The organism is Sphingobium algorifonticola, assembly GCF_004005485.1.
Taxonomy (GTDB): Bacteria; Pseudomonadota; Alphaproteobacteria; order Sphingomonadales; family Sphingomonadaceae; genus Sphingobium; species Sphingobium algorifonticola.
This window is the reverse complement of sequence record NZ_RZUL01000003.1, coordinates 22549-44097: the sequence shown is the minus strand read 5'-3', so window position 1 is coordinate 44097 and position 21549 is coordinate 22549. Positions and strand designations below refer to the sequence as shown.

Here is a 21549-nt window from a genome sequence, read left to right as displayed (position 1 = left end):
CGCCATGCCCGACACCATCCTTCCCACCGAACTGGTCGATCTGGCACGCAAGGTAGTCGAAGCCAATAGGCGCGCAGGCCGTACCGTGGCCGTCGCGGAAAGCTGCACGGGTGGACTGGTGGCCGCGGCGCTGACTGAAATCCCTGGTTCGTCAGATATCTTCGAGGCGGGATTTGTTACTTATTCCAACGAGATGAAGCAGCAATTACTCAAGGTCTCGGAAGATGTGCTGCACACCTTTGGCGCCGTATCGGTTGCCGTCGCATGGGCGATGGCGCGCGGCGCGCTGGAGCATACGCAAGCCGATATCGCAGTCGCCATAACCGGCGTGGCGGGCCCGGGCGGGGGATCGGAAAACAAGCCGGTCGGCACGGTGGTGTTCGCGCGCGCCGAAAAAGGCGCGCCAGAGGATCATGCGATCGCCGACACACGCCATTTCGAAAACAACGGACGCGGCGGTGTGCGCCTTCAGGCGGCGCTTTGTGCGCTCGAACTGTTGCTGCCCGAAGCATCCGCGCCATAGAGCGCAGCAGCGCGCGCCTCGAATGCTCCGATCATCTTGCGAAGCGCACTGTCAAAAACCTGCCCCGCCAAAGCCTCGAACAGCCGATTCTTGAACGTGAACTCGACTTCAAAGTCAACGAGCACACCCCCCTGCCCGTCGCTCCGGAAATGCCACAGATTATGGAGATGCTTCAGCGGTCCGTCGAGATAATCGACACGCACTTCGCTGGGCCGTTGCTTCAGCACCTTCGACGTGAACGTCTCCCGCAGGCCCTTGAAGCCGACGACCATGTCGGCGACCATTTCCGTGCCGCTGTTCGACCGCACGCGAATGGCGCTTACCCAGGGAAGAAACTCTTCATAACGTTGCACATCGGCGACCAGATCGAACATCTGCTCGGGACTGTACGGCAAATGCCGCGTCTCTTCATGCCGCGCCATGCGTCGCCTTCTTCGCAAGCAGCGCCTCGCGCGCCGCGCGCATTTGCGCGAAATCTTCGCCCGCATGATAGCTTGAACGTGTCAGAGGGCTAGACGCCACCTGAAGAAAGCCCTTGGCGCGACCAATAGCCGCATAGGCACTGAAACCTGCTGGCGGAACAAACTCGATGACCTTTGCGTGTTTCGGCGTCGGTTGCAGATATTGGCCCATCGTCAGAAAATCGATGTCGGCCGACCGCATGTCGTCCATCACCTGATGCACTTCGAGCCTTTCCTCCCCCAAGCCCAGCATGATGCCCGATTTCGTGAAGATCGACGGATCGAGCCGCTTGACCATCTCCAGCAGCCGAAGCGACGCATAATAGCGGGCACCAGGACGGATCGTGGGATACAGGCGGGGCACGGTCTCCAGATTGTGATTATACACATCCGGCCGCGCGGCGACGATCGCTTCTACAGCGCGTTCATGCTTGTTGCGGAAATCGGGGGTCAGTATTTCGATCGTCGTGTTCGGCGTCGTGCGCCGCAATTCCTCGATGACCTTCACAAACTGCGACGCGCCGCCGTCGGGCAGGTCATCCCGATCGACCGACGTAATCACGATATGCTCCAGCCCCATTTCCGCGGCTGCCTCTGCCAGATGCAGCGGCTCCAGCGGATCGACCTTGCGCGGCATGCCGGTCTTCACGTTGCAGAAGGCGCAGGCACGGGTGCACACGTCACCCAAGATCATCACGGTCGCGTGCTTCTTGCTCCAGCATTCGCCGATATTAGGACAGGCCGCTTCCTCGCAGACCGTCGCAAGCCCCTTTTCGCGCATGAGCTTCTTGGTTTCGACATAGCCCGGGCTGGTCGGCGCCTTTACGCGGATCCAGTCGGGCTTGCGTTGACGCGGCAAGGGCAGGCCAGCGGGCAATATTTCGTTCATCCCGCTCACATAGCGATCCCGAACGCGTCTTGCCAGTGCCTTCCCGCCCGCCTATCGCTGTGCTCCAATACTCACGTCCATAAGGAGGCGACCGATGACCGATTTTGCGCATATGCTGTCAGGCTATCGTCGCTTTCGGGAAACCGGATGGCAGCAGCAGCGCGAACGCTGGAGTGCACTGAGCGAAGGCCAATCGCCTGGCGTGATGATTATTGCCTGTTCTGACAGCCGGGTCGACCCGTCGCAGATATTCGATACCAGTCCGGGCGAAATCTTTGTCGTACGCAATGTCGCCGCCCTGGTGCCGCCCTATGAGACAACACCGGGCCATCACGGGGTATCGGCGGCGTTGGAGTTTGCCGTGCAGGTGCTCAAGGTCGGCGAGATCGTCGTCATGGGTCATGGCAGTTGCGGCGGGTGCAAGGCAGCTCTGACGGGTGCCCTGAAGAACCAGCCGCCTGGCCAGGGCGGCTTCATAGCCGACTGGATCGAATTGCTCGACGATGCACGCGCGCAGGTAGTGGCGACCCATGGCGAAAGCGAAACGCCCGAAGCGCAGCGGGCAATGGAGCAGGAAGGCATCCGGACCAGCCTCGCCAATCTGCGCACGTTCCCCTGCGTGCAGGAGAAGGAGCGCAGCGGGGCGCTGCGTCTGATCGGCGCATTCTTTGCAATATCGGATGGCGTGCTGCATGTGTTGAACGAAACGACGGACAGCTTCGCACCGGCGTGACCACGGGATGAGCCATCCCCCCGACACTGCCTGCATGGACTCGCTCGACGCGGTGTGGGCCGATATCTGGCCACGACTCGTCCGGGGCAAGGCGGATCGCCGGTCGCCGCTGCACACGTTGTCGGTCGGTACGATCGCGCAGGGCGGACGGCCGGACCAGCGCATCATGGTACTGCGCGCTGTGGACGTGGTAGCGAGTACCCTGCGATTTCATACTGACGCTCGGTCGTCCAAGGTCCGATCCGCAGCCGACGAACAACCGGTCAGCGTCCTTGGCTACGATCCCGGCGCAAAAGTGCAGTTGCGGCTGTCGGGCATCGCCCGTGTTCACTGCAACGATGATCTGGCTGACGCTGCATGGGCGGCATCCACCCTGTCGAGCCGTCGTTGCTATCTGGCGGAACCTGGGCCGGGCACCGAAATAGCCGTCGGTGATGCGGGATTGCCCGCGCATCTAGTCGCCCGGGTGCCGACCGCCAGCGAAACCAGCCCCGCTCGTGCTCATTTTGCGGTGCTTGTCGCGTCGATCGACTCGATCGACTGGCTTTACCTTGCAGCGGCCGGACACCGGCGCGCCCGTTTTGCGACCGATGGGGCTGGCTGGTCCGGCCGATGGCTTATCCCTTGAAGAGCGCGACCAGATCAGCACCCGTCAAGGCGCGTGATCGCAGAAATCCCTGATAAACTTCGCATCCTTCGTCGGTGAGCAAGGCCTTTTGCACTTCGGTCTCGACACCTTCGGCAATGACTTTCATGCCCAGCGATCGCGCCATCTGGATGACGCCACGGACGATGATCCGGTCACGCTCCGACCCTGCGATATCCTGCGCCAGACCGCTGTCTATCTTCAGATAGTCCAGCCGCAGGCCCTTGAGATAGGCGAGACTGGAATAGCCCGTGCCGAAATCGTCGATCGCCACGGCGAGACCGGCCGTCCGCAGATCGTCCAAAATTGTCGCAGCCGTGCCAATGTTCTCGATCAGACCACTTTCGGTGATTTCGACCGTCAGGCGCGCACGCGGAAAGCCGCTGGCATCGACCATCGCCAGAAATGCTTGCGCAAAGCCGGGCTGCGCTATGTCTGAGGCGGTGACGTTGAGCGACAGGCGTACATCGCGAAGCGCCTGCGGCCATGACGCCGCCTGACGCAGCGCCGCCTGCTGGATGTGAGACGACAGCGGCAGGAGAAAATCGGATCGCTCGGCGGCCGAAAACAACGTCGCCGCGCCGAGCGCGCCATATTGGGGGTGACGCCAGCGCGCCAGCGCCTCCACGCCGATGAGGCGATCGTCGGCGCAGGCATATTGCGGCTGAAAAACGATATCGATCTCATTGCGGTCAAGCGCCAGCCGCAGGTCGCTTTCAAGTTGATCGGGATCGGCCTCACGGCTGCGGGCATGGGCGGTAAGGATACGTATGCCTTCTCCATCCGATGCCCGCGCATCGGCCAGCGCGGTGCCCGCGCGTCGGAGTAACCGTGTCGGATCGTCCGTCGCCAACGCCTCGGCGATGCCGCACCGGCCGGTCAGGCGGATAAGATGATCGCCTGCGCTGAATGGCTGTCCGACCGCCGCTACAAGGCTCCGCGCGAGGAACATCGCCCGTTCGGTGCTGAAAGCGCCGGGCGTGAGACCGACGAAATATTCGGCACCCGATATACGCGCAACCATGACGTCAGGCCCGACATAGTCCTCGGCGAGCCGCTCGATTCGGCGCGCCACGCGTCCCAGCAGAGCGTCGCCTGCCATTTCGCCGTAGGCCGCATTGATCCGTTCGAACGGACCGATTGCCAGCAGCAGCACGATCGGCGCGCCGTCCCCGGAACGAAGCTGACGCTCGATCCAGTCAATCGCGACAGCGCGACTGGCAAGGCCGGTCACGAAATCGCGTTGTTGGGATGTGCGGCGTTCCGGGGTCGCGACGTTCCGCGACGCCGGTTCACCGCGCAACGGGCTGCTTTGCCCCGCTAGCCGTGCAATCATCGCCCCGGCGCAGGCAAGTCCCGCCGCCAAACGATCTGCATCCAGAGGTGCCTGGATGACATGCGTCACGCCTGCCGCCACCAGGGCAGGCACGCGCCCCATGTCGTCGTCAGCGATCAACGCGATCAGCGCGCCGCCACACGCCTCGACGGCATCGGCCAGCAGGGGCAGAACGGCTTCATCCCCGTGGCGCACATCCACCAGCGCGATCACGGCGTCGCCAGCCAGAAAGCGGCGTTCCGCGTCGATTGTCCGTCGGACCGCCGTTGCCTTCCATCCGAGGCTGGAGGCAAGGTCCGATAGCGCATCGCGATCGGTGCGCGACACGATGAACAGCGCGTGATCTCGATGACTGCCGACGGCTCGCCGACGATCCCGTTCGATCGCATCCGCGTTGTTCGAAATGCCCTGCCCTTTCATTTGCAATGCGTCTTAACGCACAGGTGTTAGCAGCCTGTTACCACCGTGCCCGCGCTTGCGCCGCGCACCGGCATGCCCTAGCTAAAGCCGATGTCGGCAACGGGAAAGACGGATGTGCAAGGAATGACCGACGGCTTTGGCCGACGGATCGATTATCTGCGCATCTCCGTGACGGATCGATGCGATCTGCGGTGCCGTTACTGCATGGCGGAGCGCATGACATTCTTGCCGCGCAGTGCCATCCTGACGCTGGAGGAGATCGCGATCATCGCCGATCGCTTCATTGCGCGAGGCGTGACCAAAATCCGGCTCAGTGGCGGAGAGCCTCTGTTGCGGCGTGATTTTGCCGATCTGGTACGGCGCATCGGGCGGCATATCGGCAAGGGTCTGGACGAACTGACGCTGACCACGAACGGGACGCATCTGGCCGAACATGCCGAAATGCTGGCGCAGGCTGGCGTCAAGCGCGTTAATGTCAGCCTCGACACGCTCGACCCGGCGGTCTTCTCGTTCATCACGCGTGTCGGCGACGTGCGGCCGGTGCTTCAGGGGATCGCGGCCGCCCGTACGGCCGGAATCGCAGTCAAAATCAACATGGTCGCGTTGAAGGGCCTGAACGACGACGCGTTCCTGCCCATGTTGCGCTGGTGCGACGATCACGGCCATGATCTGACCCTGATCGAGACCATGCCGCTTGGCGATGTCGGCGAGGACCGGAGCGATCGTTTCCTGCCGCTCTCGCACGTGCTCCAGCAGATTCGGGAAACCCACGCCGTCACCCCCCTCGCCGATCGCACCAGCGGGCCTGCACGCTATTTCGCGGTGGAGGGCTTCAGGGTCCGCCTTGGCCTCATCACGCCGCTGAGCGAAACATTCTGCGCGGGGTGTAACCGGATGCGCCTGACGTGTCAGGGGCGTATTTACATGTGCCTGGGCCACGACGATCATATCGATCTGAAAAGCGCGTTCCGCGAAGGCGGCGTGGCAGCCGTCGATGCGCTCTTGGACCGCGCCCTCGCGACAAAGCCGCTCGCCCATGACTTTCGGATCGGCGGCGATGCATTGGCCGCGACCAAGCGGCATATGAGCGTGACGGGCGGCTGACGCGATGGCGAGCGAGACAAAGCGGGCGCTGGTGGCGTCGCCAACCGAAGCGGCGCGCACGGCCGAAGAGCGGCTGCGCATGAGCTATGACTTCGTGCCGGTCGAACAGGCCGATATGGTCATTGCGCTCGGCGGCGACGGCTACATGCTCCAGACTTTGCACGCGATGCTGGAAGCGCGGCGCATCCTGCCCGTTTTCGGCATGAACCTTGGCACCGTCGGGTTTTTGATGAACGAATGGCGGCTGGAACGGCTGGAGCAGCGCCTTCAGGCGGCAAAAGCGTTCAAGGTCAATCCTTTGAGGATGATTGTCGATACGGTCGACGGCGAGCAATTTTCGATCCCCGCCATCAACGAAGTGTCGCTGTTGCGCGAAACGCGCCAGACGGCCAAGCTGGAAGTGGAGGTAAACGGGCGGATCGTGCTGCCTGAACTGGTGTGCGACGGCGTACTGGTGGCGACACCCGCGGGGTCGACAGCCTACAATCTGTCGGCGCACGGCCCTATCCTGCCCTTGGGATCGGCGCTGATGGCGTTGACGCCGATCAGCCCCTTTCGCCCCAGGCGCTGGCGCGGTGCCATCCTGCCCGAAAACACGGCCGTCAGCTTCGCCGTCCTCGACCCGGTCAAGCGGCCGGTCAGCGCCGTTGCCGACCAGCGCGAAGTGCGCGACGTCGCGCGGGTGGAGGTGAAGATCGATCGCACCACGCCGCTGACCCTGCTATTCGATCCGGAACATACGCTGGACGACCGCATCGCGGCGGAGCAGTTCATCGCCTGATTTTCACGCCGTCGTCATTTTTCGGCAACAGGGCTTGCCTTATGCAAAAATCCGCTGCTATAGGCGCGGCCTGCCCGGCGGAAGCGGGGTCACTCCCCGGTAGCTCAGCGGTAGAGCGTTCGACTGTTAATCGAATGGTCGCCTGTTCGAATCAGGCCCGGGGAGCCATTTTTTCTGATCGAAGGCACATGGGTGGGTTGCCGCATCGGCACCCGTGTCATGCCACGCCTGCCACCCGTGCGACCGGCATGGCGGCCATCGGCTGATCGGGCCAGATGCCGCGCGTATCGTACACAATCTTGCCTGCCCGCTCCTCGACCGGCACGGACTTGAAGATGTCGTGATCGACCAGCACCACGAAGACGCCGCAGCGTTCCAGCGCAATGTCGATGTCGATCAGTTCCGCGCCTGTCCCCACGAAATCGACCGGCAGGTCTTGGGCATAAGGTTCCACCAGCTTCACCCGGCGGCCATAGCGCCGCGCCAGCCGCGCCGCGACCTTCACCGCCGGGCTTTCGCGGAAATCGTCGATATTCGCCTTGAACGCGAGCCCCAGACAGGCGATGTCGGCCGCCGGATACGCGTCGATCAGGTCGGATGCTTTTGCCACGACATGATCGGTCTTGGCATCGTTCACCTCACGGGCGGTGCGAATGATGCGCGCATTGTCCGGATCACCATGCACGATGAACCAGGGATCGACGGCGATGCAATGCCCGCCCACGCCTGGCCCTGGCTGCAATATGTTCACCCGCGGATGGCGATTTGCGAGGCGGATGACTTCCCACACATCGATGCCCATGCCCTCGGCGATGACCGACAGTTCGTTGGCGAAGGCGATGTTGACGTCGCGAAAGCTGTTTTCCACCAGCTTGACCATCTCGGCGGCACGCGCCGTCGTGGTGATGCACTGGCCGCGCACGAACTGGCGGTAGAAGCCCAGCGCCTTGCGCGCGCAACGCGGGGTGATGCCGCCGATGCAGCGATCATTGTCGATCAGCTCAACAAGGATGCGGCCGGGCAGCACCCGTTCCGGACAATAAGCAATCGACACATCGGGCACCCCGCCCTGCCCCGGCATCTTGAGGTCCGTGCGCAACGTCGCCAGCAGATCGCGCATCGCTTCGGTCGTGCCGACGGGCGACGTCGATTCCAGGATCACCGTATCCCCGGCCTTCAGCACCGGCGCAATCGTCCGCGCGGCAGACAGTACGAAGGAAATGTCGGGCGCATGATCCTCAGACACCGGCGTCGGCACGGCGATGACGAACACGTCGCTAGGCTCCACCTGCGTCGATGCGCGCAATAATCCGCGCGCCACCACGCCCTGCACCAGCCCGTCCAGATCGACTTCCTCGATATGCACCCGCCCGCTGTTTACCGTCGCCACCACATGAGGAGAAACGTCGATCCCCAACACCCGCGCGCCGCTCCGGGCGATCAGGGCAGCGGTCGGCAAACCAATATAGCCAAGCCCGATGACGGAAACCTGCTGTTCGATATCGACGGGCATAAGGGGCAGTCCTTCGGCAAACCAATTCGCCGAAATGTGTGCCCGGAAATGCTGAAGATTTCGGTAATGCTGGTGCAGATCGAGGGCAGTGGCGGCGCGCGGCCGCGCAGTGCAGCAGGGCGCGGCCATTGCTTTAGAAAGCGGCAGGGCATTAACGCTATATATCGCTTTGCGCGTTAGTGACCCAACCCATGACTGCCATCCTCGAAGCCGATCTCGACGACCCTGCCACACAGGCGCGGATTGACGCCTATGTCTCGGCGCATCCTGAAGCAACGCCCTTTCATCGGCGAGCCTGGTTGACCGCGATCGCACGCGGCACGGGCAATCAGGCGCATATGCTGATCGCGATGCGGGGAACGGATGTCGTGGGCCTCGTGCCGCTGTCACATATACGATCGCGCCTGTTCGGCGATGCGCTGGTTTCGACAGGTTTTGCGGTGCGGGGCGGCATGCTGGCCGATGATATTGCAATTGCGGATTGCCTTGCCGAGGCACTCATCCCCCTTGCCGCACGCCTGCGCTGCCCCACGCTGGAACTGCGCGGCGGCGCCTGTCCCGGCGCAGGTTGGACACGACATGACGATCTGCACCTCGGCTTCAAGGCGCCGCTGGCGGCGGACACTGACGCGCAATTGGCGATCATTCCGCGCAAGCATCGCGCCGAAGTGCGCAAGGGGCTTGGCAATGGCCAGCTTTCGGTCAGCCATGGCCGCGATACCGCGCTGATCCGCGCCCATTACCATGTCTATGCAAACAGCGTGCGCAATCTGGGCACGCCTGTGTTTCCGCGCGGTCTGTTTACGGCGGTGATGGATAGCTTCGGCGACGATGCGGAGATCACACTTGTGCGCGATGGCGATCGCCCCGTCTCCGCCGTCCTCACGCTTTACCATCGCGGCGTCGCCATGCCCTATTGGGGCGGCGGTATCGCCGAAGCGCGGCAGTTGCGATCGAACGAGCTGCTCTATTTCCGCCTGATGGACCGGGCGCGGGAACGTGGCTGCACCGCCTTCGACTTCGGCCGGTCCAAGGTGAACAGTGGTCAGGCGAAATGGAAGTCAAGCTGGGGCTTCGATCCCGTTCCGCTGATGAGCTATACGCGCACGCTTTCCGGCAAACCACGCAACATCAAGCCTGACAGTGCCGAACATAGTCGCAAGGTCGATATGTGGAAACGGCTGCCCCTGCCCGTTGCTAATATCGTCGGCCCCTGGATCGCCCGCGGACTGGGATAGCTGAAACGGATTTCCCTGCGGAACGTCGGCGCGCATCGGGGGTTCACGGCAAGACTTTGCACGATCTGTCGTCACGGCTAAGGATCGGCTGCGTTCTGAACGGGGGAACTGACCAATGGCATCGGGATTGATTGCATTGCTGGACGATATCGCCGGCATTGCCAAGCTGGCGGCGTCCTCGCTGGACGACGTAGCCGGGGCGGCGGGCAAGGCAAGCAGCAAGGCTGCGGGCGTCGTGATCGACGATGCGGCCGTCACTCCGCGCTATGTCGTCGGTCTGACGCCCGATCGGGAATTGCCGATCATCTGGAAAATCGCGCTGGGATCGCTGCGCAACAAGCTGCTGTTTCTGCTGCCCGCCGCCATTGCCATCAGTGCCTTCATCCCCTGGGCCTTGACGCCGCTGCTGATGCTGGGCGGCGCCTTTCTCTGTTTCGAGGCGGCGGAAAAGCTGCTGGAAAAGCTCCAGGGACCATCAGGCCACCCCATCGAGGAACTCGCTGCCAACCCCGACCCCAAGGCGCTGGAGGACAGGCAGGTCAGCGGCGCGATTCGCACCGATTTCATCCTGTCGGGCGAAATCATGGCGATTGCCCTGTCGACGGTTGCCGATGTGCCGCTGTGGGAGCAGGCGCTGGTGCTCCTCGCTGTGTCGCTCTTCATCACTGCTGGCGTCTATGGGGTAGTCGCGTTGATCGTGAAAATGGATGACATCGGCCTCCACATGGCCCGCGATGGCGGCAACGGGATCGGCCCGGTGATCGGACGCGGTCTGGTGCAGACCATGCCCGTCCTGATGCAGGCGCTTTCCGTCATCGGCACGGCGGCAATGCTGTGGGTCGGGGGTGGCATCATTGTTCATGGCCTGGAAGAGTTTCATCTCGGTGCCATTCCGGAAGGGCTGCATCATGCCGCCGTAGCTGCGGGTCACGCCACCGGCCCGCTCGCACCGGTGACCGAATGGATCGTGAACGCCGTCGGATCGGGCATCATCGGGCTGATCGTGGGCGGCATCATCGCGTTCGTCGTGCACAAGATAAAGCGTTAGGCGTTGTCGTCCTGCCGCTTGGCTATACCGTTGGTGCGGGCTAGACGAGACGGACGGCAGCCCCGACTGGACCCCCTTTGGCCATGACCCGCCCTTCCCTGCATTGCGCACTCGCCGCCACTCTCATGCTGTTGGGTGGTCTGGCGGGCTGTTCGGAACGGCAGGATGGTCCGGTGGTCGTCAGCGTTATCGGCACGACGAAGCAACTGGCAGACCCGCTGCACGATCCGCTGAGTGCCGCGGGCAAACTGATGCTCGAATCGACCGCTCAGGGTCTGGTCGCGTTCGATGCCCGCGGCGATGTCATGCCTGCGCTGGCGCAACGCTGGATCGTGCAGGATGACGGGCGCAGCTACATCTTCCGCCTGCGCCGCGCACGCTGGGCAAATGGCGCGAAGATTGAGGCTGCCGATGTCACCGCCCTGCTCCGCAACCGAATTGCGACCAACCTGCTGCTCGACAGCCATGGCGATCTGGCGGCAATCCAGGACGTATCCTCGATGACCGGGGAAGTGCTGGAACTACAACTGTCTGTGCCGCGCCCCTATCTGCTGCAAATGCTTGCACAGCCGCAGATGGCGATCACTCGGCGCGATGGCGGCACCGGCCCCTATCGCAAGGAACGGCGCGGGGCCGCGTGGTTCCTGCGCCCCGTCGTCGATGATGCCGAGGCGGAAGCCGCGATTCCCGCGTGGGAGAACCGGGTTCTGCGGGCCGAACGGGGAGCGATGGCGATCGCCCGGTTCAAGCTGGGTCTCGCTTCGCTGGTGCTGGGCGGCCGCTATCAGGATCTGCCGCTGGTCAACAGGGCCGACATTCCCAATCGTGCCGTGCGTGTCGATCCGGTGCAGGGGCTGTTCGGCCTGGCAGTGGTCGGCCGGAGTGATTTCCTGAACGATCGCGCTGTGCGGGCAGCGCTCAACAGCGCGATCGACCGCGAACGGTTGCCCAATGCGTTCAGCCTGGGGGGCTGGACCGTCACTGACCGCATCGTGCCGCAGATATTGGATCTTCCGCGCGAACCCACGGCACCGGAATGGTCCGCCTTGTCGGTGGACGACCGCCGCGTCAGCGCGCAGGCGACGATCGCGCAATGGCGCGCCGCGAATGGCGCAATTCCGCCACTGCGAATCGCCATGCCGCTCGGGTCGGGATCGCGCCTGCTGTTCACCCTGATCGCGCAGGATTTCGCGCGTATAGGCGTGCCGTCGCGCCAGGTCCCGCCCAACGCCGACGCCGACCTGCGCCTGATCGACGAAGTGGCCGCTTATGACAGTGCGCTCTGGTATCTGGGCCGCGTCAGCTGCGCGCGGAAGGTGCATTGCGATGCCGCTGCGCAGGAGAAGCTGATCGAGGCAGAACTGGCGACGGCGGTCGACGCCGTGCAGGGCCGCATCGCCGAGGCGGAGGCGCTGACCGTCGCGCACAACGGCTATTTCCCGCTGGGCGCGCCGATCCGCTGGTCGCTGGTCGATCGGGCGCTCAACGGCTTTGCCCCGTCCACCCGCGCGCGCCACCCCTTGAACCAGCTCTTTCGCACCACCAACTAGTGTTATCAAGGAGTAATACAGTTGGCCATTTCCCCCGACCAGTTCGATCGCCTGACCCGCGACCTGCCCGGCTTCGGCCGCGATCCCGCATCGGTGCGCCGCCGGATAGAGGCGATGGAAGCGATGCTGGAAGGCCTGTTCGTCCTGCCCGGCACCAATCGCCGCGTGGGTCTCGACAGCCTCGTCGGCCTGATCCCGGTAATCGGCGACATCGCGACCGCGGCGATGGGCGCATGGATCGTGTGGGAAGCGCGGAACCTGGGCATGTCGAAATGGCAGATCACCCGCATGGCCGCCAATGTCGGCGTAGACACGCTGATCGGCGCCATCCCCTTCGCCGGCGACGCCTTCGACTTCTTCTTCAAATCGAATACGAAGAACCTGAAGATCATCCGCAAGCATCTCGACAAACATCACCCGGGGACGGTGATTATCGAGCGGTGAAGATGTGATTGTGGGGTGGATTGCCGAAAGACAGCTTTTCGGGCGGTGATCAGTGATAGCTGACGCTTGGCGGTGAAAATCATCCGGCATTAAACGTCCTAATTGCTGACGCCTCGCTGGTGTGGGAGGATGCTGCAATGCTTGACCATACGACAGGCTCAGTGGTGCTCTTTGTAACCGCCCTGGCAACGAGTGCTCAAGTTACAACCAGCCAGTACGACAACGCGATGACGCTGCGATTTGAAGCGGCAGGCCCGCGACCACCGCGCGACGTTGCGGCATGTCTGAGCAAACGGTCTGGCGTCGGACTGGCGGTGGCAAATCGAACTCACGGACGAAAACGCAGCTTTTTGAAACTCTTCGTTCGTACTTCAGCTCGCCTCGACCACACAAAACCGCTCGTCAATGAGGTTCGTCACCTTGAAGTTATTCTCAAATCGGAGGGGGGAGGTACTCGCGCTCGAATGTACCTAATTAGCAATTACCGTATGAGGGCAAGTGACCGACCAATTATACGGCATTGCCTCGGATTACCGTAGTTCATCCAGCGTTCGACTTGCTATCTGACTGAGTAGCCGGTTTCAGGAATGCGGATGGTCCGGCGGAGTAACCAAGGATGGTCGAAAACTGATGCGCCTACCCCCGCACCCGCACCTTCGCCCCCTCATTCACCCCACCCTGATGCGCCGGGCATTTTGCGTAGCGAAAGCGGCGGTCCAGGCACAGCCACAGCTCATCCAGCCACCCGTCACGGGTGGCCGTCACCCGCATCATGTCGGGGCGGATGCCGGGGTTGGCGTCGGCGACGGCGCGGGCGATCTGGCCTGCGGTCACACTTTCGCGCCGGGCCAGCGCCGCCATGTCGGGAAAGCGCAGCGCCTGATAGAGCGCGCGCGACTTTCCGAAATAGGCGTCCGGGCGGATCGGTTGTCCGTTCGGCTGGCCATTGGCGGTCATGCAGGTGCCGTGCTTCGCCCATTCATGCTGGATAAGCTGCGCCGAGGGGGTGACGCACATGTTCTGCCGGATCGTCGCGCGCGACAATATGCCGGTGGCGCGGCAGTATTGCGGCCAGTCTTTCCCCACGCCGTCCGGCCACAGCCCATGCAGCGTAAAGCCGAAGCGCGCGGTACGATTGGCGCACTGGAAGGCATCCCGCGCACCGGTCTTGCCCGCGCAATATTGCGGGGACCAGGTGATCGCCAGCGTATAGCCGCCGATCGGCAGCACCCGCTTGGGCTGGCTGGCGGAGGGCAAGTCCGGCCGGGGGCGTGGGACGGTGCGCGGCGGTGTGCATTGCTCCACCTGCGCCAGCGCGGCGGCGGGCGCGAACGTCAGCGTGACCCCGAGCAACAGCCTAAACATGGGCGAAATCCAGTCCAATGTCCGCCGCCGGAGCGGACTGGGTAAGGCGCCCGACGCTGACATAGGTCACGCCGGTTTCCGCGATCGCGCGAATGGTATCGAGCCGCACGCCGCCCGACGCCTCGGTCGGCACACGTCCGCCGACCAGGGTTACAGCCCGGCGCAGGGTCGGCGGCTCCATATTGTCGAGCAGCAGATGCGTGGCGCCCGCAGCCAGCGCAGGCTCGATCTGGTCGATCCGATCGACCTCCACGATGATGCGTTCGATACCGGCGGCGACGGCGCGGCGCACCGCTTCCTCGACTGATCCGGCAACGGCGATATGATTGTCCTTTATCATCGCCGCGTCCCACAGGCCCATGCGGTGATTGGTCGCCCCGCCCATCCGCGTCGCATATTTCTCCAGCGCGCGCAGGCCGGGGATCGTCTTGCGCGTGTCGAGCAGGGTCGCGCCCGTGCCCGCGATCGCATCAACATAGGCGCGAGTCATCGTCGCGATGCCGGACAGATGCTGCACCGTGTTGAGCGCTGACCGCTCCGCCGTCAGCATCGCCCGCGCCTGGCCGCGCAACCGCATGATGTCGGTTCCCGCCGCCACCCGGTCGCCATCCTGCACCAGCATCTCGATCTCCACATCGGGATCGAGCGCGCGAAAGAAAGCGGCAGCGATGGGCAAACCCGCGATCGTCACGGCGTCGCGGCTGTCCATGACCCCGCTAAAGCGCGCATCGGCCGGGATCACCGCCTCGCTGGTCACATCGCGCGCATCCGGGCCTAGATCTTCGGCAAGGGTTGCGGCGATGAAGGCGGACAGATCAAATCCAGAAAGACGTAATTCTGATCGGGGCGATGGCTGCTGCATCACCGCGCGCCCACATCCCCCTGCCCGACCGTCGCGCTTGCCATCTCCAGCATGCGATCCAGCGGCTTACGAGCGGCGAGGCGCAGGGTTTCGTTCATCGCGATGCGCGGTGTCAGGTCACGGAGCGCCACGTACAGCTTCTCCATCGTATTGAGCGCCATATAGGGGCAGATGTTGCAGTTACAGTTGCCGTCCGCGCCGGGCGCCCCGATGAAGCGCTTCTCCGGCACCGCCTTTTCCATCTGGTGAATGATATGCGGTTCGGTCGCGACGATCAGCGTTTCGCCGGGCATCGTCTTGGCAAAAGTTAGGATTCCGCTGGTCGACCCGACATAATCCGCATGATCGACAATATAAGGCGGGCATTCGGGATGCGCGGCGACCGGCGCACCGGGATATTGCGCCTTGAGCTTGAGCAATTCCGTCTCGCTGAAGCTCTCATGCACGATGCACACACCCGGCCACAGCAGCATGTCACGGCCCAGCTTGCGCTTCAGATAGCCGCCCAGATGCTTGTCCGGGCCGAAGATGATCTTCTGTTCCTTGGGTATCTGACTCAGAATCTTCTCCGCCGAACTGCTGGTGACGATGATGTTGGAGAGCGCCTTCACTTCCGCCGAACAGTTGATGTAGCTCAAGGCAATATGATCGGGATGGGCCTCTCGAAACGCCTTGAACTGCGCGGGCGGGCAACTGTCCTCAAGGCTGCATCCCGCCTCCATATCGGGCAGGATCACGATCTTTTCCGGGCTGAGAATCTTGGCCACTTCAGCCATGAACCGCACACCGCAAAAGGCGATGACGTCCGCATCCGTCTCCGCCGCCTTGCGCGAAAGCTCCAGCGAATCGCCGACGAAATCGGACAGGTCCTGGATTTCCGGCTTCTGGTAATAATGGCCCAGGATGACGGCGTTGCGCTCCTTGCGCAGCCGGTCGATCTCCGCGCGCAGATCCAGCCCTTTCAGGCTGCCGCCGATGCCATGTCTCGCGTCCATGTCCGTCCTATCCTTGTTCGTCGGCGAAAGTCGCCTTTACGACGGCCTTTATCCCGGCCGCACGCAGCGGCATAGCAAAACTGCGCTCGATGACACCGCGCGCGGCCTCCCGCGCAAGAGCCATCGCCGATTCGCCGCGCGCCAGTTTCGCTATTTCGTCTTCCCCCGACTTGCGTACCGCATCATCGGGCAGCGGCTCCGCGCCGTCGGGAATCGCCGCGGCGGCACCGCTATCGATCGCCCGAATGGCGCCGGCGTCAACCTCCGGCGCGGAAAGAACGAGCGGCGGCAGGGCGATGGCGAGCGTCTTGCGCTTGTCATCCCACTTCACGTCCCGCTGCGCGATCTTCGCAACATCTATCTCATAGCGCACCACGCCGGGTACCAGCGTGGCAGGCTGACCGCTGACGACAGCAACGAAGCTGGCGGAAAACACGGGCAGCCGTGGCTGTTCCTGCAAGCTTTTCAGCGTAGTAGCGGCAGTCGATCGGGCCGCGCCACCCTGTTTCAGGTTAGCTTGCTGCTGATAATAATAAGCGCCACCAAAGGTGAGGCCGAAGATCATCAGCGCCAGGATGATCCATTTGATCAGGCTCTTCATGCCGCAACGGCTTCCCACCGGCCATGATGCTCCCGCGTCAGGCCGCGCGTCTGGAGATCAAGGAGGTGGGCGAGCACCGATCGTCCTGCGGCGGGATGCAGCCGCGGGTCCACGCCCCGGTACATGTCGGCCACCATATCGGCGATCGCGACGGAGCCGCCCGACTCCAGATGCCGCAATATCTGCCCCTCGCGGTGACGGCGGTGCCCCATCATGGACCGGGCCAGCCGCTGCGGCTTTTCTACCGCATCTCCATGCGCAGGATAATAGACCAGGTCGTCGCGATCGATCAGCCGCTGCATCGATCGCATGTAATCGGCCATGTTCCCGTCCGGAGGTGAAACTACGGTGGTGGACCAGCCCATGACATGATCGCCGGTGAACAGTGCGTGCTCCTCCAGCAGGGCGAAGCAGAGATGATTGGATGTATGCCCAGGTGTCGCAACGGCCTCCAGCGTCCAGCCGGAGCCTGCGACCCGATCCCCGTCGGCAAGCACATGATCGGGTGCATAATCGGGATCGAACGCGGCATCGGCGCGCGGGCCATCGTCTTCCAGCGTCAGCGGCGCACAACCGATGACGGGCGCACCAGTTGCGGCGGCAAGCGGACGCGCGGCGGGGCTGTGATCGCGATGCGTATGGGTGCACAGGATTGCCGTAACCGGCCGCCCTGCAATGCCGTGCATCAGCGCCGCGATATGCGCAGGATCGGCGGGACCGGGATCAATCACCGCCAGTTCCGTCTGCCCGACGAAATAGCTTTGCGTGCCCGTGAAGGTGAACGGCGACGGATTGGGTGCCAGCACACGCGAAACCAAGGGCGACAGGGGCATGAGCACCCCCGTAGGCAGGCTCGTGATGTCGAAGGGCGCGTCCATGCACCCCATGTGCCACCTCGGCACCTTTTTTCAAGCATGCTGTCGGCGAAATGGACGAAGGGGCGGAGATTAGCGGGCTGGAATGTTCTGCCTGTCCCTCTCACGCATTGCTTCGGCGCGGGCTCTTTCATTCTCGGCGCGGGCTCGTTCATTCTCGGCCCATGCCAGCGCTCTTGCGGCTTTGTCCTGTGCGTGAGCCTCGGCGCGCGCGCGCGCATCTTCGGCGCGGGCCTGTGCTCTTGCAATCCCATCGGCCGCATGGGCCTCTGCGCGTGTTCGTGCATTTTCAGCTCGTGCCAGCTTCAATGCAGCCTTTGCATCCGCCATGCTCGCCTTGGCCTCCGCCATGGCCGTGCGATCGATGGCCCGCTGGCAGATCGAGACGTTCACATGCCGCTTGCCGGACGCGTCGCTATAGTCCTGCGTCCGCACCATCGCTGCGCCGTCGCAACGATGATCGACCCGGACAATCGGCACCATCGCGGCAATTTCCGCTTCGGTCGGGGCAGCGATGTCATGATAGAATGTCGTGCCATCATGCGACGTGATTTTCACGCGACGTGTTGTGGAAGGCGCGGCGGGCGGCATTGGCGCGGCCGGGGCTTGTGTGGCTGCGGGCGGCGCCGGAGGCTCGGGCGCTTCGAGCGTATCCGGCGCCTGCGCTATTGCCGCAACCGAAGGCAATGCCAGGGGCGCCTGCGGCTCTGGCAGATCGGCGCGCGGTGCAGATGAAGGGAGCAGCGAGGCGAGGCGCGACAATTTCGTGTCCGAAAACTGACGTGACACGGTGGCCATTTCCTGGGCGGCCTTGCTGCCCGAAGCGGTCAACGCAAGCCCGGCGACCGTGACGACCGCAACGGCCGACATGCCCCAAGTGATCCGATGAAGCGTAGCGGAATGTGTGGAGAGCATTTTCAACCTCCCTTTCAGTGTATCGACGCTGTTCAAATGGCAGATGCTGAAGCGATCCATGCCCGAAGCAGGCCCCGCGATCGCCGCTTTCAATATCGCCCGTCCGTAATCCTGGGCTTTGTCCTGGCCGCTTTCGCCAAGCACCTGCGCGTCGCAGGCCAGTTCCTGATCGGCGCGAAACGCGCGGTAGGCAAACCACGCAATCGGATTGCCCCAGTGCAGCGCCAGCAGAACGATCGCCAGCAGGTTGGCGGCCAGATCCCCGCGTGCATGGTGCGTGTATTCGTGCGCCAGAACCAGTTGGCGCTCCGAGGCAGTGTAGCGATCGGTAAAGTCGATCGGGACCACCACATGCCGGTGGACGATGCCGAATGCCAAAGGGCCAGTCGCATGAACGCTTTCAAGCAACGTGACACCCCTCGATCGACCGATGACTATGCCGTCGCGCAACATCATGCCGCGAAACCGCAGATAGCCGATGCCATGGATCGCGAGGAACAGAATCACCCCACCCAGCCACACGGTGACCGCCAGTTCCAGCCATGGGATCTGTGTGGCGGGCATTGTCACGGCTTCGCGCATGGCCGTCACACTAACAACTGGCGCGCCAGGCAGCAGCAACGTCGCGGGCGCTGCGCCGTCCGGCAGGGGCGGCAGAACGAAGCGCAAAGCGGGCACGATCCACAGCGCATAGGCTGCGCGCGCTCCAAGGAAACGCATAACGGGTTGGCGGAGCACAAGCACCGTTGCCATCAGCAAGGCAGAAGCGATCAGCGCCTCGGCCAGCCATGGCCCGATTGCCGATACCGTCATTGCTTGAGCGCCTTCAGCAGCGCCTCGATCTCGGCGATGTCCTGATCGCTCAACTGATCCTGTTGCGCAAGATGCGCAACCAGTGGCGCGGCACGGCCCCCAAACAACCGATCGACCAGACGGCGCGATTCGCCGGTCACATAGGCGTCACGGTCAACCAGCGGCCGATAAAGGAAACGCCGACCGTCCTGCTCGGCACCAATGACGCGCTTTGCCATCAGTCGTGAAAGCAGGGTCTTGACGGTCTGGATGCTCCAACCGCGACTGGCCTGAACCCGTTCGGCAACCTCGGCGGCGGTCAGTGGTGCGCTCTCCCAGAGCGCCTCCATCACGGCATGTTCCGCGTCGCTGATCTTTTCGGTCATGCCGCCCACCCTGCCTATACCCGACGACTACGATTGTCGTCGATACGACTACATATGTAATCGAACGGATGAACGCAACATTAACGTAATGAGCGGAGGTGAGATGACGTCTGCTGTGCGGGCCGGGGGCAAGACCAGGGATCAGCCCGCTTTGGCGACACCCTGTTCGTCCATCATGGCCTGCAATTCGCCAGCTTCATACATTTCCATCATGATGTCGCTGCCGCCGACGAACTCGCCTTTGACATAGAGCTGCGGAATCGTCGGCCAGTCGGAAAAGCTCTTGATGCCCTGCCGGATTTCCTGATCCTGCAACACGTCGACGCTGTCATAATCGACGCCGAGATGCTCGAGGATCGCAATCGCCTTGCTCGAAAAGCCGCATTGGGGGAATAGCGGCGTCCCTTTCATGAACAGCACGACATCGTGGCTGCGGACGATTTGGGCGATACGGGTTTCGACGGCTTCGGTCATGTCTTGGGTTCCAGTGCTGATAGCGTGGCCGCTAGTTGGGAACGGCCGTGGTGAGTTGCAAGGCATGCAGTACCCCGCCCATCCGCCCGCCGAGCGCGGCGTACACGGCCTGATGCTGTTTCACCCGGCTCATCCCCCGGAAGCTGCCGGATACGACCTTTGCTGCATAATGATCGCCATCCCCCGCCAGATCGGTAATTTCGACCTGCGCGTCGGGAATGGCGTCGCGTATCATAGCGATAATGTCGTCGGCGGCCATGGGCATGGGGCGGGCCTTACTTCTGTTCCATGAACTGGCGGCGCGCAATGACCGCCTGTTCTTCCAGCGCGCTGCGTACGGTCGGTTCGTCAATATCGATCCCGGCCGACGTCAGATCGCCGACGATCTTGCGGATCACATCCTCATCGCCCGCTTCCTCGAAATCAGCCTGAACCACCGCTTTTGCATAGGCATCGGTCTCTTCCGGGGTCAGTCCCATCCTGGCCGCCGCCCATTCACCCAGCAGGCGATTGCGCCGCGCGGTGATGCGAAACTGCATCTCCTGGTCATGCGCGAACTGATTTTCAAAAGCGCGCTCACGTTCGTCAAAGGTCGTCATGAATGGGGGCCTCACTGGCTGAATAAGCGTTCTTGGCACCGGGATAGAGCGGGCGCGGCGAATAGGCAACGGCGCAGAGGGTGGAAAGCAATTCCTGTGGCAGCAGAATTATCACCCATTCGTCATGCTGAACCTGGTTCAGCATCCATTAGCGCAGTTTTTTGCAGAAACATGCAATCCAGGCAGGGTGTGGGTCTGGACTTTCGTCAGCATGACGAGAGTAACGGGATCAACGCTATTGAAGTCTAAGCCGCTACAGGCACCAGCCACGGTTCCGCCTGCATGCGTCGCATTTCATACCCGGAAATCGCTTCGCCGCGCGCCATCGTCAGGCCCACCTCGTCCAACCCACCCATCAAACATTGCTTGCGAAACGGGTCGATATCGAACGGCATGCGATCCTGGAACGGGGTCGTCACCATCTGCTCGGCAAGATCGATATGGATCGTATCGGTGCGCGCGACCTCCATGAGGCGGTAGACCTGCTCCTGCGGCAGAACGACCGTGAGAATACCGTTCTTGAAGGCATTACCCGAAAAGATGTCGGAAAAGCTTGGCGCGATGACTGCCTTCACACCCATGTCCGCGAGCGCCCAAGCTGCGTGCTCCCGGCTCGATCCGCAACCGAAATTGTCGCCCGCAATCAGGATGGGGCTACCCGCATAGGCCGGATCGTCGAACACATTGGCCGGATCGGCGCGCAGCGCGGCGAAGGCCCCCTTGCCAAGGCCGACGCGACTGATGGTCTTGAGCCATTCGGCCGCGATGATCATGTCGGTATCGACATTCTTGACGCCAAAGGGATAGGCGCGGCCGTCGATCTGGGTGACCGGCTCCATCAGTGTGCTGTCCCACCCCGGATTTGCGAAGGTGCCCGACCGACCGGCTTGTCTTCCGCCCGGCCGATGCTTGCCGCCATCACGGCACTCGCCAGCGCGCCCAGCGCCAACAACCAGAATGCCTTCTTCATTGCGCCCGTCCCACTCGTTTCTTGTTAAC

The 21549-nt window shown here is 63.0% G+C and carries 26 protein-coding genes and 1 tRNA gene; 10 read left to right on the top strand and 17 right to left on the bottom strand.

All coding sequences use genetic code 11. From position 1 onward, the window contains the following. The first annotated feature begins 4 nt into the window (after nt 1-4). Nucleotides 5-523 carry a CinA family protein gene (locus ENE74_RS09400; RefSeq protein ID WP_127690695.1) on the top strand — a complete coding sequence of 173 codons (519 nt, stop codon included), beginning with the start codon at nt 5-7 and terminating at the stop codon, nt 521-523. Here the strand turns inward: ENE74_RS09400 and ENE74_RS09395 are convergent. Both ENE74_RS09395 and lipA read right to left on the bottom strand, forming a co-directional pair. Then, nucleotides 469-945 carry a type II toxin-antitoxin system RatA family toxin gene (locus tag ENE74_RS09395; RefSeq protein ID WP_127690694.1) on the bottom strand — a complete coding sequence of 159 codons (477 nt, stop codon included), beginning with the start codon at nt 943-945 and terminating at the stop codon, nt 469-471. The genes ENE74_RS09400 and ENE74_RS09395 overlap by 55 nt on opposite strands. Continuing rightward, nucleotides 932-1873: a lipoyl synthase gene (lipA, locus tag ENE74_RS09390; protein WP_127690693.1), complete on the bottom strand. Its 942-nt coding sequence runs from the start codon at nt 1871-1873 to the stop codon at nt 932-934. Before lipA ends, ENE74_RS09395 begins: the two co-directional genes overlap by 14 nt. Before the next feature lie 94 nt (nt 1874-1967). Between lipA and ENE74_RS09385 the strand changes: the two genes are divergently transcribed. After that, nucleotides 1968-2606: a carbonic anhydrase gene (locus tag ENE74_RS09385; protein ID WP_127690692.1), complete on the top strand. Its 639-nt coding sequence runs from the start codon at nt 1968-1970 to the stop codon at nt 2604-2606. A gap of 7 nt (nt 2607-2613) precedes the next feature. Then, nucleotides 2614-3234 (top strand): PNPOx family protein, encoded by a 621-nt coding sequence (locus ENE74_RS09380; RefSeq protein ID WP_127690691.1) that lies wholly within the window; start codon nt 2614-2616, stop codon nt 3232-3234. Here the strand turns inward: ENE74_RS09380 and ENE74_RS09375 are convergent. Next, entirely contained in the window at nt 3224-5008 is a 1785-nt protein-coding gene (locus ENE74_RS09375) for a putative bifunctional diguanylate cyclase/phosphodiesterase (RefSeq protein WP_127690690.1), read from the bottom strand. The two genes, ENE74_RS09380 and ENE74_RS09375, sit on opposite strands and share 11 nt — an antisense overlap. Nucleotides 5009-5098: 90 nt before the next feature. Here ENE74_RS09375 and moaA point away from each other — a divergent pair, with 90 nt between their 5' ends. The 3 genes from moaA (at nt 5099) to ENE74_RS09360 (ending at nt 7061) form a co-directional block, all read left to right on the top strand. Then, the gene (gene moaA / locus ENE74_RS09370; RefSeq protein ID WP_127690689.1) at nt 5099-6112 is read left to right on the top strand and encodes a GTP 3',8-cyclase MoaA; all 1014 of its coding nucleotides are present in this window, start codon (nt 5099-5101) and stop codon (nt 6110-6112) included. A 4-nt stretch (nt 6113-6116) separates the two neighbouring features. After that, on the top strand, nt 6117-6893 hold the full coding sequence (locus tag ENE74_RS09365; protein WP_127690688.1) for an NAD kinase: 777 nt from the start codon (nt 6117-6119) through the stop codon (nt 6891-6893). A 93-nt stretch (nt 6894-6986) separates the two neighbouring features. Next, nucleotides 6987-7061: transfer RNA gene (locus ENE74_RS09360), tRNA-Asn, on the top strand. 49 nt (nt 7062-7110) lie between these two features. Here ENE74_RS09360 and wecC read toward each other — a convergent pair. Beyond that, nucleotides 7111-8406, bottom strand: a complete 1296-nt coding sequence (wecC, locus tag ENE74_RS09355; protein WP_127690687.1) for a UDP-N-acetyl-D-mannosamine dehydrogenase — start codon at nt 8404-8406, stop codon at nt 7111-7113. A 191-nt stretch (nt 8407-8597) separates the two neighbouring features. Between wecC and ENE74_RS09350 the strand changes: the two genes are divergently transcribed. The 4 genes from ENE74_RS09350 to ENE74_RS09335 all read left to right on the top strand — a co-directional run bounded on the left by ENE74_RS09350 (nt 8598) and on the right by ENE74_RS09335 (nt 12686). Continuing rightward, on the top strand, nt 8598-9644 hold the full coding sequence (locus tag ENE74_RS09350) for a FemAB family XrtA/PEP-CTERM system-associated protein (protein ID WP_127690686.1): 1047 nt from the start codon (nt 8598-8600) through the stop codon (nt 9642-9644). A gap of 115 nt (nt 9645-9759) precedes the next feature. After that, a complete protein-coding gene (locus ENE74_RS09345) occupies nt 9760-10692 on the top strand; it encodes a DUF808 domain-containing protein (RefSeq protein ID WP_127690685.1) in 933 nt (310 codons plus the stop codon). An 83-nt stretch (nt 10693-10775) separates the two neighbouring features. Next, on the top strand, nt 10776-12242 hold the full coding sequence (locus ENE74_RS09340; RefSeq protein WP_127690684.1) for an ABC transporter substrate-binding protein: 1467 nt from the start codon (nt 10776-10778) through the stop codon (nt 12240-12242). A 21-nt stretch (nt 12243-12263) separates the two neighbouring features. Next, entirely contained in the window at nt 12264-12686 is a 423-nt protein-coding gene (locus tag ENE74_RS09335; RefSeq protein WP_127690683.1) for a DUF4112 domain-containing protein, read from the top strand. A gap of 636 nt (nt 12687-13322) precedes the next feature. Here ENE74_RS09335 and ENE74_RS09330 read toward each other — a convergent pair. The 13 genes from ENE74_RS09330 to ENE74_RS18660 all read right to left on the bottom strand — a co-directional run bounded on the left by ENE74_RS09330 (nt 13323) and on the right by ENE74_RS18660 (nt 21520). Further along, nucleotides 13323-14051 (bottom strand): ribonuclease T2 family protein, encoded by a 729-nt coding sequence (locus ENE74_RS09330; RefSeq protein ID WP_127690682.1) that lies wholly within the window; start codon nt 14049-14051, stop codon nt 13323-13325. Beyond that, the gene (gene nadC / locus ENE74_RS09325) at nt 14044-14913 is read right to left on the bottom strand and encodes a carboxylating nicotinate-nucleotide diphosphorylase (protein WP_127690681.1); all 870 of its coding nucleotides are present in this window, start codon (nt 14911-14913) and stop codon (nt 14044-14046) included. Before nadC ends, ENE74_RS09330 begins: the two co-directional genes overlap by 8 nt. Then, nucleotides 14913-15908, bottom strand: a complete 996-nt coding sequence (gene nadA, locus ENE74_RS09320; RefSeq protein ID WP_127690680.1) for a quinolinate synthase NadA — start codon at nt 15906-15908, stop codon at nt 14913-14915. Before nadA ends, nadC begins: the two co-directional genes overlap by 1 nt. A 7-nt stretch (nt 15909-15915) precedes the next feature. Continuing rightward, nucleotides 15916-16509 (bottom strand): DUF4230 domain-containing protein, encoded by a 594-nt coding sequence (locus ENE74_RS09315; protein WP_127690679.1) that lies wholly within the window; start codon nt 16507-16509, stop codon nt 15916-15918. Beyond that, nucleotides 16506-17387, bottom strand: a complete 882-nt coding sequence (locus tag ENE74_RS09310; RefSeq protein ID WP_127690678.1) for an MBL fold metallo-hydrolase — start codon at nt 17385-17387, stop codon at nt 16506-16508. Before ENE74_RS09310 ends, ENE74_RS09315 begins: the two co-directional genes overlap by 4 nt. 69 nt (nt 17388-17456) lie before the next feature. Next, on the bottom strand, nt 17457-19112 hold the full coding sequence (locus ENE74_RS09305; protein WP_127690677.1) for a M56 family metallopeptidase: 1656 nt from the start codon (nt 19110-19112) through the stop codon (nt 17457-17459). Beyond that, nucleotides 19109-19477, bottom strand: a complete 369-nt coding sequence (locus tag ENE74_RS09300; protein WP_127690676.1) for a BlaI/MecI/CopY family transcriptional regulator — start codon at nt 19475-19477, stop codon at nt 19109-19111. Before ENE74_RS09300 ends, ENE74_RS09305 begins: the two co-directional genes overlap by 4 nt. A 141-nt stretch (nt 19478-19618) precedes the next feature. Continuing rightward, a complete protein-coding gene (grxD, locus tag ENE74_RS09295; protein ID WP_127690675.1) occupies nt 19619-19951 on the bottom strand; it encodes a Grx4 family monothiol glutaredoxin in 333 nt (110 codons plus the stop codon). 31 nt (nt 19952-19982) lie between these two features. Then, nucleotides 19983-20216 (bottom strand): BolA family protein, encoded by a 234-nt coding sequence (locus ENE74_RS09290; protein ID WP_127690674.1) that lies wholly within the window; start codon nt 20214-20216, stop codon nt 19983-19985. Nucleotides 20217-20226: 10 nt separating this feature from the next. Then, complete coding sequence (locus ENE74_RS09285; RefSeq protein ID WP_127690673.1) at nt 20227-20550, bottom strand: DUF1476 domain-containing protein; 324 nt, start codon at nt 20548-20550, stop codon at nt 20227-20229. Then, nucleotides 20537-20695 carry a hypothetical protein gene (locus tag ENE74_RS18225; protein WP_164847440.1) on the bottom strand — a complete coding sequence of 53 codons (159 nt, stop codon included), beginning with the start codon at nt 20693-20695 and terminating at the stop codon, nt 20537-20539. Before ENE74_RS18225 ends, ENE74_RS09285 begins: the two co-directional genes overlap by 14 nt. A gap of 100 nt (nt 20696-20795) precedes the next feature. Continuing rightward, nucleotides 20796-21389 (bottom strand): 3-isopropylmalate dehydratase small subunit, encoded by a 594-nt coding sequence (leuD, locus tag ENE74_RS09280; protein ID WP_127690672.1) that lies wholly within the window; start codon nt 21387-21389, stop codon nt 20796-20798. Then, nucleotides 21389-21520 carry a hypothetical protein gene (locus tag ENE74_RS18660; RefSeq protein ID WP_277601366.1) on the bottom strand — a complete coding sequence of 44 codons (132 nt, stop codon included), beginning with the start codon at nt 21518-21520 and terminating at the stop codon, nt 21389-21391. Before ENE74_RS18660 ends, leuD begins: the two co-directional genes overlap by 1 nt. Between the last annotated feature and the right edge of the window lie 29 nt (nt 21521-21549).